Source organism: Streptomyces sp. NPDC091279 (genome assembly GCF_044757465.1).
GTDB lineage: Bacteria > Actinomycetota > Actinomycetes > Streptomycetales > Streptomycetaceae > Streptomyces.
This window is the reverse complement of sequence record NZ_JBIVVA010000009.1, coordinates 201565-213871: the sequence shown is the minus strand read 5'-3', so window position 1 is coordinate 213871 and position 12307 is coordinate 201565. Positions and strand designations below refer to the sequence as shown.

Genomic DNA, 12307 nt, shown 5'->3' with positions numbered 1-12307 from the left:
ATGAATGTTAGAGATGTGTCAGGTCTCTCTGAGAAACCTGTGAAGACGGTGACGGTCGCGTTTCCGGACCCGCACAGGCCCGGCGGCAGCCCCCCGATAGGCTCGGTGACCGTGGCGAACAAGAACATCCCCGACCCCGGCTTCTCCGACGACGACGGCTCGGCCGACCCGCGGCTGAGCGGCGCGCTCGCCGCCTGGGCCGAGGACCGCACCGCCGTCGCCCCCGTGCTGGCCGCGTTGCAGGGCGCCCGGCTCCTGGTGCCCGTCGTCGCGGTGCTCGGCGAGGTGGAGGAGGACGAGAACGGGCTGCGCCGCGAGAAGACCAGCGACATGGCCGTCCCCACCCTGAAGGCCGGCGCCCGCGTCGCGCTGCCCGCCTTCACCTCGACCCAGACGCTGGCCCGCTGGGACCCCGAGGCCCGCCCCGTCGCCGTTCCGCTGCATCAGGCGCTCCAGGCGGCGGCGCACGAGAAGGCCGACACCGTCGTCCTTGACCTGGCCGGACCGGTGCCGTTCGAGGTGACCGGGCCGCTGCTGCTCGCGCTCGCCGAGGGGCGCACCAGCACCGATCCGCACGCCGACCCCGTCGTGCGGGACGCGGTGCGGGCCGTCGTCGCCGCCGAGCCCGCCGTGCTCCGCGCCCATCTCGGTCCCGGCACGGCCGACGGCACCCTCGCCCTCGTCCTGGAGTCGGCCGGGGCCGCCCGCTCGGTCGCCGAGCGGCTCGCCGCCGACGAGACACTGAGGGCCCGCCTGGTGCGCGGCCTCGACCTGGCACTGCTGCCGGTCGGGGCGACGCCTCCGGGCGAGCCCTTGTATGTGAGGGAAGAGGTCCAGATCTGAGGGGACCGGGTCAGGCGTAGATCGGGCCCGTGTACTTCTCGCCCGGACCCTTGCCCGGCTCGTCCGGGACGACCGACGCCTCGCGGAAGGCCAACTGGAGCGACTTCAGGCCGTCCCGCAGGGGAGCCGCGTGGAAGGAGCTGATCTCGGTCGTGCTCGCGTCCAGCAGCCCGGCCAGCGCGGTGACCAGCTTGCGGGCCTCGTCCAGGTCCTTGTAGGCGTCGCCCTCCTCGGTCAGCCCGAGCTTCACGGCGGCGGCGCTCATCAGATTGACGGCGACCGTCACGATCACCTCGACGGCGGGGACCTCGGCGATGTCCCGGGTCATCGCGTCGAAGTCGGGAGCCTCGGCGGAGGGGACGGACTCGGCAGGGGTGTCACTCATGTCCCACACGATAGGCCCCGGCTCCCACGGGTTCGCACCACCCCCGGGCAGCTGCTAACCTTGTGTGACGACCGGCCGAACGTGCCCAGTGCGAGCTGAGTACCGGCCCACAAGTGGAGGCTCCGATCTCCCACCTGACCGTCCCCCGGGACAGGCAGGTCACCCGGTCAGGCGGCAGCCATCGTTCCGTACGGACGATGGAGTCGCCCGAAAGCGCGCCCCGCGACATCGCGGCGGTGCTCCGGTAGTGCTTTGGAGCCCCGCACCGTGATCGTCCGGGGCATTTTTCATGCTTCGGCGCGGTTAGGTCTGAGGAGAGTAGAGACATGCACGGCTGTCCGCCAGACCGTCGTGTGGTGCTAACCGAGGAGGATTCATCAGCGCCGAGCCCCGCATCAACGACCGGATTCGCGTTCCCGAGGTGCGACTTGTAGGCCCCAGTGGCGAGCAGGTGGGCATCGTCCCCCTGGCCAAGGCACTGGAGCTCGCTCAGGAGTACGACCTCGACCTCGTCGAGGTGGCGGCGAACGCCCGTCCGCCCGTGTGCAAGCTCATGGACTACGGGAAGTTCAAGTACGAGTCGGCCATGAAGGCCCGTGAGGCGCGCAAGAACCAGGCGCACACGGTCATCAAGGAGATGAAGCTCCGGCCGAAGATCGACCCGCACGACTATGACACCAAGAAGGGTCACGTCGTTCGGTTCCTCAAGCAGGGCGACAAGGTCAAGATCACGATCATGTTCCGTGGTCGCGAGCAGTCCCGGCCCGAACTGGGCTACCGGCTGTTGCAGCGGCTCGCGGAGGACGTTCAGGACCTCGGGTTCATCGAGTCGAACCCGAAGCAGGACGGCCGAAACATGATCATGGTTCTCGGTCCGCACAAGAAGAAGACCGAGGCGATGGCCGAGGCCCGCCAGGCGCAGGAAGCCCGCAAGGCGGACGCGAAGGCCAACCCGGGTCGCTCGCAGAACGCCGCCGAGTCCGAGGACGAGGCGCTGGACGGCGCCGAGACCGAGGTCGAGGCACCCGCCGAGGAGCCCGCCGAGGCGTGATCCACGGGACGCGAGTCCCAGGACCACAAGTAACCGACAACAGCGACGTTCCGACGTGCCCGGTTTTCGTGACCGGGCACCGGAACGCCACCGACGAGGAGAGAACGGCGCTATGCCGAAGAACAAGTCGCACAGCGGTGCCAGCAAGCGCTTCAAGGTCACCGGCTCCGGCAAGGTGCTCCGTGAGCGCGCCGGCAAGCGCCACCTGCTCGAACACAAGTCGTCCCGTCTGACGCGTCGCCTCACCGGCAACGCCGAGATGGCCCCGGGCGACGCCAAGAAGATCAAGAAGCTTCTCGGCAAGTGACGTCGGGCGCCGCAGGGCGCCTGACCTCTGACCGGGACCCAAACGTTTCCGGGCCGTGTGAGTCCCACCACGGCCCCGCTACAAGGAGTTAAAAAGTGGCACGCGTCAAGCGGGCAGTCAACGCCCACAAGAAGCGCCGGGCGATCCTCGAAGCCGCCTCCGGCTACCGCGGTCAGCGTTCGCGCCTGTACCGCAAGGCCAAGGAGCAGGTCACCCACTCGCTGGTCTACAACTACAACGACCGCAAGAAGCGCAAGGGTGACTTCCGCCAGCTGTGGATTCAGCGCATCAACGCCGCTGCCCGCGCGAACGGCATCACCTACAACCGCTTCATCCAGGGTCTGAAGGCCGCCAACGTCGAGGTGGACCGCAAGATCCTCGCTGAGCTGGCCGTCAACGACGCGGGCGCGTTCGCCGCGCTCGTCGAGGTTGCCCAGAAGGCGCTGCCGGCGGACGTCAACGCGCCCAAGGCTGCGTGACGCTGCGCTTGGCTTTGGCCGGGCGTGAGGTGGTCGGACCCGTAGGCCCATAGCGGTCTGCGGGTCCGATGTGCTTGGGGCCCGGGCCCCGCTCGCCGGACAACTCCGTTGTGGTGGGGCGCCGTTGCGGCGGGGAGGCAGTGCCGGTTCGGCGGGAAGAGACTGCCGGTTCGGCACCGCCGGGTGACTCCGTTGTGGTGGAGCGCCGTTGCGGCGGGGAGGCAGTGCCGGTTCGGCGGGAAGAGACTGCCGGTTCGGCACCGCCGGGTGACTCCGTTGTGGTGGAGCGCCGTTGCGGCGGGGAGAGATCGCCGGCTCGGCGGGGACTGGTGGTTTGGCATCGCCGGACAACTTCGTTGTGGTGGAGCGCCGTTGCGGCGGGGAGAGATCGCCGGCTCGGCGGGGACTGGTGGTTTGGCGCCGTCGGGCAACTTCGTTGTGGCGGGGAGAGGTTGGCGGAAGGAATGCCGGTTCTGTGGGGCTTGAGGGTTAGGTGAGCTTGGTGGAGTTGGGTTGGGGTGGGGTGGTCTCTGCTCGGTCTGCGCGGGTCGTTGCGGCTCGGCGGCTCGGGAAGCGGAACTTCCGGGGGAAGGAACGGCTGTTCCTCGCCGAGGGGCCGCAGGCCGTGCGGGAGGCCGCGGGGCACGGGGACACGCTCGTCGAGCTGTTCGCCACCGCCGAGGCCGCCGAACGGTACGCCGACATCGTGGGAGAGGCCCACGCCGTCGGTGCCCGGGTCCATCTCGCCGACGAGCAGGTCATCGCCGACATCTCCACCACCGTCACCCCGCAGGGCCTGGTGGGGGTGTGCCGGTTCCTCGACACCTCCTTCGAGGAGATCCTGAAGGCTCGGCCGCGGCTCGTCGCCGTGCTCGCCCATGTGCGGGACCCCGGCAACGCCGGGACCGTGCTGCGGTGCGCGGACGCCGCCGGAGCCGACGCCGTCGTCCTCACCGACGCCTCCGTGGACCTGTACAACCCCAAGGCCGTGCGGGCCTCCGTCGGCTCGCTGTTCCATCTGCCGGTCGCCGTCGGGGTGCCCGTCGAGCAGGCCGTGGCCGGGCTCAAGGACGCCGGGGTGCGCGTCCTCGCCGCCGACGGGGCAGGCGCCGACGACCTCGACGACGAGCTGGACCGGGGCGCCATGGGCGGGCCCACCGCCTGGGTGTTCGGCAACGAGGCCTGGGGGCTGCCCGAGGAGACCCGCGCCCTCGCCGACGCCGTCGTCCGCGTCCCGATCCACGGGAAGGCCGAGAGTCTGAACCTCGCCACCGCCGCCGCCGTATGTCTCTATGCCTCCGCCCGGGCACAGCGTGCCGCCGGAGGGTGCCGTTCCGTCACCGGGAGCCAGTAGGGTGACCAGCTCGGGGGGCGGCCCACCGCGTCGTCTGAAGGGTGAGGAACCGGGATGAGTGTCGGCACGGGCAGCGCACCGGGGACACGCGGTGAACGGGCTCACCGCGCCGCCGACCCGGGCATCGACCCGGACGAGCTGCCCGACGGGCTCGTGATCGCCGACGAGCACGGCCAGGTGATCCGCTTCAACGCCGCCGCCGAACGCATCACCGCCCTGCGCGCCGAGGACGCCCTCGGACGGCGGCTGGAGAAGGCCCTGCCGTTGGAGGACCTGGAGGGCAGGCGCTGGTGGCAGCTGACCGACCCCTACGGCGGCCTCGCCATCCGGTTACGGCAGCCCGAACGCAACCTCCTGCTGCCGGGCGGCCACGAGGTCCTCGTCACCGCCCGCTACCTCCGCACCCAGCCCCTCGGCCCCGTCCACCGCGTCGTCGTCGGCCTGCGGGACACCGAGGCCCGGCGCCGCACCGAGCGCAGCCACGCCGAGCTGATCGCCACCGTCGCCCACGAACTGCGCTCCCCGCTCACCTCCGTCAAGGGCTTCACCGCGACCCTCCTCGCCAAGTGGGAACGGTTCACCGACGACCAGAAGCGGCTGATGCTGGAGACCGTCGACGCCGACGCCGACCGCGTCACCCGGCTCATCGCCGAGCTGCTCGACATCTCCCGCATCGACTCGGGCCGCCTGGAAGTACGCCGCCAGCCCGTCGACATCGGGGCCGCCGTCGGCCGGCACATCCAGGCGTACGTCGCCGCCGGGCAGGCCGTCGACAAGTTCCTGCTGCGCATCGAACCGCCGCTGCCCGCGCTCTGGGCCGACCCCGACAAGGTCGACCAGGTACTCAGCAACCTGCTGGAAAACGCCGTGCGCCACGGCGAGGGAACCGTCACCATTGAGGTCAAGGCCACGGCGTCGCCGCGTGAGGGGGAGGACGCCGGTACCTCGGTGACCGTCAGCGACGAGGGGCCCGGCATCCCGGAGGAGTCCATGAACCGCGTCTTCACCCGCTTCTGGCGGGGCAGCAAGCGCGGCGGCACCGGTCTCGGGCTGTACATCGTCAAGGGCATCGTCGAGGCCCACGGCGGCACCATCACCGTCGGACGGGCCCCCGGCGGCGGCGCGCAGTTCCGATTTACGTTGCCCGTGAGCATGCCGGCCTATCTGGTCTGAGCGGCCCACGGGCGCGGACGTCCACCTCGACCCCGTTAGACTCGGCCTTTGGCACCTTTGCGTCCCAGGACCAGTGACGTCCTGTCCACGAGTCGATGACGGGGACCTCCAGCCAGCCAATCGGAAGCACGGGAAGAGATGTCGGCACCGAATAAGTCGTACGACCCTGTCGAGGTCGAGGCGTTGAAACCGCAAGAGATCGAACGGATGCGGGACGAGGCGCTCGCCGCCTTCGCCGCCGCCCCCTCCCTCGACGCGCTCCAGGAGGCCAAGGTCGCCCACACCGGCGGCACCTCCCCGCTGGCCCTCGCCAACCGGGAGATCGGCGCGCTGCCCCCGCAGGCCAAGGCCGCCGCGGGCAAGCTCGTCGGGCAGGCGCGCGGCGCCGTCAACAAGGCCCTCGCCGCCCGTCAGGCCGAGCTGGAGGCCGAGCGTGACGCCCGGGTGCTGGTCGAGGAGGCGGTGGACGTCACCCTTCCCTACGACCGGGTCACGGCCGGCGCCCGCCACCCGCTCACCACCCTGTCCGAGCGCATCGAGGACGTCTTCGTCGCCATGGGCTACGAGGTCGCCGAGGGCCCGCAGGCCGAGGCCGAGTGGTTCAACTTCGACGCCCTCAACATCGGCCCCGACCACCCGGCGCGCGGCGAGGCCGACACGTTCTTCGTCGCGGGGCCCGACGGCACCGCCGACTCCGGCGTCGTGCTGCGCACCCACACCTCGCCCGTGCAGGTCCGCTCGCTCCTCGAACGCGAGCTGCCGGTGTACGTGATCTGCCCCGGCCGGGTCTACCGCACCGACGAGCTGGACGCCACCCACACCCCGGTCTTCCACCAGGTCGAGCTGCTCGCCGTCGACGAGGGTCTGACCATGGCCGACCTCAAGGGGACGCTCGACCACATGGTCCAGTCCCTGTTCGGCACGGACATCAAGACGCGGCTGCGGCCCAACTTCTTCCCGTTCACCGAGCCGTCCGCCGAGATGGACATGGTGTGCTACGTCTGCCGCGGCGAGTCCGTCGGCAACCCCGACCGGCCCTGCCGCACCTGTTCCAGCGAGGGCTGGATCGAACTGGGCGGCTGCGGCATGGTCAACCCCAAGGTGCTGGCCGCCTGCGGCGTCGACCCCGAGAAGTACAGCGGGTTCGCCTTCGGGTTCGGCATCGAGCGGATGCTGATGTTCCGCCACAACGTCGAAGACATGCGAGACATGGTCGAGGGTGACGTCCGTTTCACCCGGCCGTTCGGGATGGAGATCTGATGCGGGTCCCGCTTTCCTGGCTGCGGGAGTACGTCGACCTGCCGGCGACGGAAACCGGCCGTGACGTACAGGCCAAGCTGGTGTCCGCCGGCCTGGAGGTCGAGACCGTCGAGCAGCTCGGCGACGGTCTCAAGGGCCCCCTCGTCGTCGGTCAGGTCCTGACCATCGAGGAGCTGGAGGGCTTCAAGAAGCCGATCCGGTTCTGCACCGTCGACGTCGGTATGGCCAACGGCAGCGGTGAGCCGCAGGAGATCGTCTGCGGCGCCCGCAACTTCGCCGTCGGCGACAAGGTCGTCGTCGTCCTCCCGGGCGCCGTGCTGCCCGGTGACTTCGCGATCGCCGCCCGCAAGACCTACGGCAAGACGTCCCACGGCATGATCTGCTCCGGCGACGAGCTGGGCATGGGCGACGACGGCAGCCACGGCATCATCGTGCTGCCGCCCGAGTCCGAGGTCGGCAAGGACGCCATCGAGCTGCTCGAACTGGTCGACGAGGTCCTCGACATCGCCGTCACCGCCAACCGCGGCGACTGCCTGTCGCTGCGCGGCGTCGCCCGCGAGACCGCCATCGCCTACGGCCTGCCGCTGCGCGACCCGGCCCTCCTCGACGTCCCCGGGCCCAACGCCTACGGCTACCCCGTGCAGGTCACCGACCCGGTCGGCTGCGACCGGTTCACCGCCCGCACGGTCACCGGGCTGAGCCCCGAGGCACGCTCCCCGATCTGGCTCCAGCGCCGGCTCCAGAAGGTCGGCATGCGCCCGATCTCCCTCGCCGTCGACGTCACCAACTACGTGATGATGGAGCTGGGCCAGCCGCTGCACGCCTACGACCGCGCGCTGGTCCAGGGCACCGTCGGTGTGCGCCGCGCCCAGGAGGGCGAGAAGATCACCACCCTCGACGGCGTCGAGCGCGTCCTGCACACCGAGGACCTGGTGATCACCGACGACCGCGGCCCCATCGGGCTCGCCGGCGTCATGGGCGGCGCGAACACCGAGATCGGCGACGACACCGAGCGGGCCACGACGGACGTCGTCATCGAGGCCGCGCACTTCGACGCGGTGTCCGTCGCCCGCACCGCCCGTCGGCACAAGCTGTCCTCCGAGGCGTCCCGGCGCTTCGAACGCGGGGTCGACCCGCAGGCCGCGGCGGCCGCCGCGCAGCGCACCGTCGACCTCCTCGTGCTGCTCGCGGGCGGCAGCGCGGAGGCCGGGGTCACCGAGATCGTCGCGCCGTCCGCGCCGCACACCATCAGCGCGCCGGCCGACCACCCCGACAAGGTCGCGGGTGTCACCTACGGCCGCGAGACCGTCGTACGCCGCCTCCAGCAGGTCGGCTGCGACGTCTACGGGCAGGACGAGCTGCTCGTCACGGTCCCGTCCTGGCGGCCCGACCTGGTCGCCGCCAACGACCTCGCCGAGGAGGTCATCCGCCTTGAGGGCTACGAGAACCTGCCCTCCACGCTGCCCAGGCCCCGCGCCGGGCACGGCCTCACCGCACGCCAGCGGCTGCACCGGCGGGTCGGTCGGGCGCTGGCCGGTGCCGGGTACGTCGAGGCGCTGAGCTACCCGTTCCTCGGCGAGCAGGTCTTCGACCAGCTGCTGCTGGCCGCCGACGACCCGAACCGTCAGGTCGTGAGGCTCGTCAACCCGCTCAACGACGAGGAGCCCGCCCTTCGTACGACGCTGCTGGCGGGGCTGCTCGGGGCGCTGCGGCGCAACGACGGCCGGGGCTCGCACGATCTCGCGCTCTTCGAGACCGGGCTCGTCTTCCACCCGCGTGCCGAGGCCGCCGTCGCCGCCGCGCTGCCCGTGGACCGGCGGCCCACCGTCGAGGAGATCGCCGCGCTCGACGCCGCGCTGCCCGATCAGCCCCGGCACGTCGCTGTCGTCCTCACGGGCGCCCGCGAGCAGGCCGGCTGGTGGGGCAAGGGCCGTCCGGCCGACTGGGCCGACGCGGTCGAGGCGGCGCGGGTCGTCGCCCGTGAGGCCGGTGCCGAACTCATCGTCCGCAAGGGGCAGTACGGGCCCTGGCACCCCGGGCGCACCGCCGAACTGGCGGTCGTCGTCGACGGGGTCGAGCGGGTCGTCGGCCACGCCGGTGAGCTGCATCCCCGTGTCCTGAAGGCGTTCGGGCTGCCCGATCGCAGCAGCGCGATGGAGCTGGATCTCGACGCGGTGGAGGCGGCCGGGGTGGCGCTCGTGCAGGCGCCGCGGATCTCGACGTTCCCGATGGCCACGCAGGATGTCGCGCTCGTCGTCGATGCCGGTGTGGCGCATGCCGATGTGGAGGCCGCGCTGCGTGACGGGGCGGGTGAACTCCTTGAGTCCATCCGGCTGTTCGACGTCTACGAGAACGCCGGGCAGCTCGGTGAGGGGCGGAAGTCGCTCGCCTACGCGTTGCGCTTCCGCGCGGGGGACCGGACGTTGACGGTCGATGAGGCGTCTGCTGCGCGGGATGCGGCGGTTGCCCTGGCGGGCGAGCGGGTCGGGGCGGTACTTCGCAGCTAGGCGCTGGCCGCGGGGGGTGCGGGGTCTTGCGCGGGTGCGCTGCGGCTTGTCGCGCAGTTCCCCGCGCCCCCTGATGGGGGCTGCGCCCCCATGCCCCGCGAACGGGGGTGCGTGGTCTTGTGCGGGTGCGCTGTGGTCGCTCGCGCAGTTCCCCGCGCCCCTGGACAGACGGGGTCGTGGGTGGGTGCGGCTCGGTGGGGGCTTGTCGCGCAGTTCCCCGCGCCCCTTGGTGGGGGCTGCGTCCCCATGCCCCTGCGGACGGGGTTGACCCGTGGAGTGCAGGTCGGCTGCAACCCCCTAGGGGCGCGGGGAACTGCGCGGCGAGCCACGACGGCGCTGCACCCGGTGAACTGCCTCTCACCGCAACGGAGTTGGTCCGTAGGGGCGCGGGGAACTGCGCGACCAGCCACGACGGTGCCGCACCCGGCGAACTGCCTCTCGCCGTAGCGGAGTTGGTTCACACCCCGTGTGAAAGGGGGTGGGCTACGGTGAGGTGTACCCATTGGTGGAGTCTGGGGGCGCGGCCGTGCAGCCCAATGCGTTACTTGACGCGATCCTTGACGAGGCCGGCATCTCGCATGCTGGTCTTGCCGCACATGTGAACCAGGCGGGGCGGGCACGAGGACTCGCCCTCCGTTACGAACACACCGCCGTGGCACGGTGGTTAAAGGGCCAGCGGCCCCGAGGCCAGGTCCCCGACCTGATCTGCGAGGTGCTCGCCACCCGCCTGCACAGACCCGTCACCCTGGACGACATCGGCCTCGGCCTCCCGGGCGAACCGTCCGCCGCGCACGCCACCTCCCTGTCCGGGTTCGTCGAACGGGCCACGGCCCTGTGGCGCTCCGACGAGCAGCAGCGCCCGCATGTCCTGGGCGCCCACGCCGTCACCGGCACCCCGGCCGTGATGCCGGTGTGGGAGTGGGAGAACCCGCCCGAGGACGTGGACGTCTCGCGGGGCGGCCAGCACCGGGTCACCGGCGTCGATCTGGAGGTGCTCAGCTCGGCCCGCGCGCACTACGAGCAGATGTACCGCAAGACCGGCGGCATCGCGACCCGCACCCGGATCGTCGGGTTCCTCAACGCCGAGGCGGCGCCCCTGCTGCGAGGCAGTTACCCCGACGGACTGGGCCGCCAACTGCACCGTGCCACCGGCGGGTTGGTCGCCGTCGCGGGGATCTGCGCGTACGACTCCGACGCGCACGGGCTGGCCCAGCGGTACTTCCATCAGGCGCTGCGGCTGGCAAAGGCCAGCGGGGACCGGGGACTTGGCGCCTATGTGATCGCGCTGCTGGTCAACCAGTCGCTGTTCATGCGGGAGTTCCGGCAGTCCGTCGCCTTCGCGGAGGCCGCGCTGCGGGCCGCGGGCAAGCAGATCACCCCGGCGCTCGCCTCGGACCTGTACGCGATGCAGGCGAAGGCGTACGCGCACCTGGGCGACTCCACCAGCGCCCTGGCCTGCATCCGCCGCGCCGAGACCGCCGCCGGGCGCATCCGGCGCGGCCACGAACCCGACGAGACCGGCTACGTCCAACCGGGCCTGATCAACGTTCAGGTGGCAGAGGCCCTGCTCAGCCTCGGGGAGCTGGCGGCGGCCGGAGAGCACGCGGCGGCGGCCGTGGACACCCCGGCGCACGACCGGGGGCGGGTGCACCGGCTGGCGATGCTCAGCACCATCGAGTTGCGCCAGGGGCACGCCGACAAGGCGGGCGCGACGGCGGTGCGGATGGCCGAACAGGCCCGGGGCATGGAGTCGCAGCGGCTGCGCGACCGGCTCCGCGAGGTGCGCGAGCACCTGGTGGGGCGCGGTGGCGCGGGCGCCGCCGAGGCCGCCGAGCTGATCGACGGGGCGCTGCGGGTGCCGCTGTAATCGGCGGCCCGGGGCGAGTGTCCCGGGGCTCAACCGCCCTCAGCGCGCCCTCACTGCGCCCGCCGCTGCGCCGGGCGCAGCTTCGTTCACGCCTGCTGCGTCGCCGTTTCGGCTGCGATATTGCCACCTACTCGGCGAAAGGTGGCAGAACCGTGCAGTGGGCGAAAAAGAACGAACAAACCGTGTACTCGAATCGCTGGTTCAGCGTCAATCTCGCGGATGTCGAACTGCCGGACGGCCGGCATCTCGACCACTTCATGATCCGGCTGCGGCCCGTCGCCGTGGCCACGGTGGTGAACGAGGCCAACGAGGTGCTCCTCCTGTGGCGCCACCGCTTCATCACCGACAGCTGGGGCTGGGAACTCGCGGCCGGTGTCGTCGAGGACGGCGAGGACCTCGTCGTCGCGGCGGCCAGGGAGCTGGAGGAGGAGACCGGCTGGCGGCCGGGACCGCTGCGCCACCTGATGAGCGTGGAGCCGTCCAACGGACTCACCGACGCCCGGCACCACATCTACTGGGCCGACGCAGGTGAGTACATCGGACACCCCGTGGACGACTTCGAGTCGGACCGCCGGGAATGGGTCCCGCTGAAGCTGGTCCCGGACCTGGTCGCCCGCGGCGAGGTCCCGGCCGCCAACATGGCGGCGGCACTGCTACTCCTGCACCATCTCAGGCTCGGACAGGACGACATGTCCTGACCCCCCGAAGCCTCCCACCGGGTCCTGGACCGTCATCGGCCCAGGACCTGCCAGACCGTCACGACGAGCGCGCCCAACGACGTGAGCGCCGCGACCGCGGGCAGCGGCCAGCGGGCGTGCTCCAATGTCCCGACCCGGGCGGTCAGTTCGTCGATCTCCTTGCCGGTCTCCTCGGTACGGTGGTTGAGCAGCGCCAGTCCGCCCTCGACGCGCGCGTACGCGACATCGAGGCGGCGGCGTAACTCCGCGAGTTCTCCATGAACCACGGTCTGCTCGGGTTCGGCGGTCACGAGGCCGCTCCTCTCCAGTTGACGCATCGTGTGCCTGCGCGTGTCGGCCTGCACATGAGGAGTCAACCCGTCCGCCGCGCGCGGGGGGAGCGT

Annotated in this window: 11 protein-coding genes and 1 pseudogene; 10 read left to right on the top strand and 2 right to left on the bottom strand. The window is 71.3% G+C overall.

Translation table 11 applies throughout. The annotated features are described in order from the left end of the window. Positions 1-111: 111 nt before the first annotated feature. A complete protein-coding gene (locus tag ACIQOU_RS23625; protein WP_401538781.1) occupies positions 112-843 on the top strand; it encodes an SseB family protein in 732 nt (243 codons plus the stop codon). 10 nt (positions 844-853) lie between these two features. Here the strand turns inward: ACIQOU_RS23625 and ACIQOU_RS23620 are convergent, their stop codons facing one another. After that, entirely contained in the window at positions 854-1228 is a 375-nt protein-coding gene (locus ACIQOU_RS23620; protein ID WP_401538780.1) for a DUF1844 domain-containing protein, read from the bottom strand. 351 nt (positions 1229-1579) lie between these two features. Here ACIQOU_RS23620 and infC point away from each other — a divergent pair. From infC to ACIQOU_RS23575, 9 genes and pseudogenes are all read left to right on the top strand, one after another. Further along, a pseudogene (infC, locus tag ACIQOU_RS23615) lies at positions 1580-2279 on the top strand (translation initiation factor IF-3). 112 nt (positions 2280-2391) lie between these two features. After that, entirely contained in the window at positions 2392-2586 is a 195-nt protein-coding gene (gene rpmI, locus ACIQOU_RS23610) for a 50S ribosomal protein L35 (RefSeq protein WP_007829094.1), read from the top strand. Between the two features lie 95 nt (positions 2587-2681). Continuing rightward, positions 2682-3065, top strand: a complete 384-nt coding sequence (gene rplT / locus ACIQOU_RS23605) for a 50S ribosomal protein L20 (protein ID WP_018549117.1) — start codon at positions 2682-2684, stop codon at positions 3063-3065. 523 nt (positions 3066-3588) lie between these two features. Continuing rightward, on the top strand, positions 3589-4419 hold the full coding sequence (locus tag ACIQOU_RS23600; RefSeq protein WP_401538779.1) for a TrmH family RNA methyltransferase: 831 nt from the start codon (positions 3589-3591) through the stop codon (positions 4417-4419). 54 nt (positions 4420-4473) lie between these two features. Next, entirely contained in the window at positions 4474-5592 is a 1119-nt protein-coding gene (locus tag ACIQOU_RS23595) for an ATP-binding protein (protein ID WP_401538778.1), read from the top strand. 138 nt (positions 5593-5730) lie between these two features. Continuing rightward, positions 5731-6852 carry a phenylalanine--tRNA ligase subunit alpha gene (pheS, locus tag ACIQOU_RS23590; RefSeq protein ID WP_401538777.1) on the top strand — a complete coding sequence of 374 codons (1122 nt, stop codon included), beginning with the start codon at positions 5731-5733 and terminating at the stop codon, positions 6850-6852. Then, a complete protein-coding gene (gene pheT / locus ACIQOU_RS23585) occupies positions 6852-9359 on the top strand; it encodes a phenylalanine--tRNA ligase subunit beta (RefSeq protein ID WP_401538776.1) in 2508 nt (835 codons plus the stop codon). Before pheS ends, pheT begins: the two co-directional genes overlap by 1 nt. A 526-nt stretch (positions 9360-9885) precedes the next feature. After that, positions 9886-11226, top strand: a complete 1341-nt coding sequence (locus tag ACIQOU_RS23580; protein ID WP_401539020.1) for a transcriptional regulator — start codon at positions 9886-9888, stop codon at positions 11224-11226. Between the two features lie 152 nt (positions 11227-11378). Next, positions 11379-11924: an NUDIX hydrolase gene (locus tag ACIQOU_RS23575; RefSeq protein ID WP_401538775.1), complete on the top strand. Its 546-nt coding sequence runs from the start codon at positions 11379-11381 to the stop codon at positions 11922-11924. Positions 11925-11956: 32 nt separating this feature from the next. Here ACIQOU_RS23575 and ACIQOU_RS23570 read toward each other — a convergent pair whose 3' ends face one another. Continuing rightward, positions 11957-12214: a hypothetical protein gene (locus ACIQOU_RS23570; protein WP_401538774.1), complete on the bottom strand. Its 258-nt coding sequence runs from the start codon at positions 12212-12214 to the stop codon at positions 11957-11959. Positions 12215-12307 lie beyond the last annotated feature (93 nt).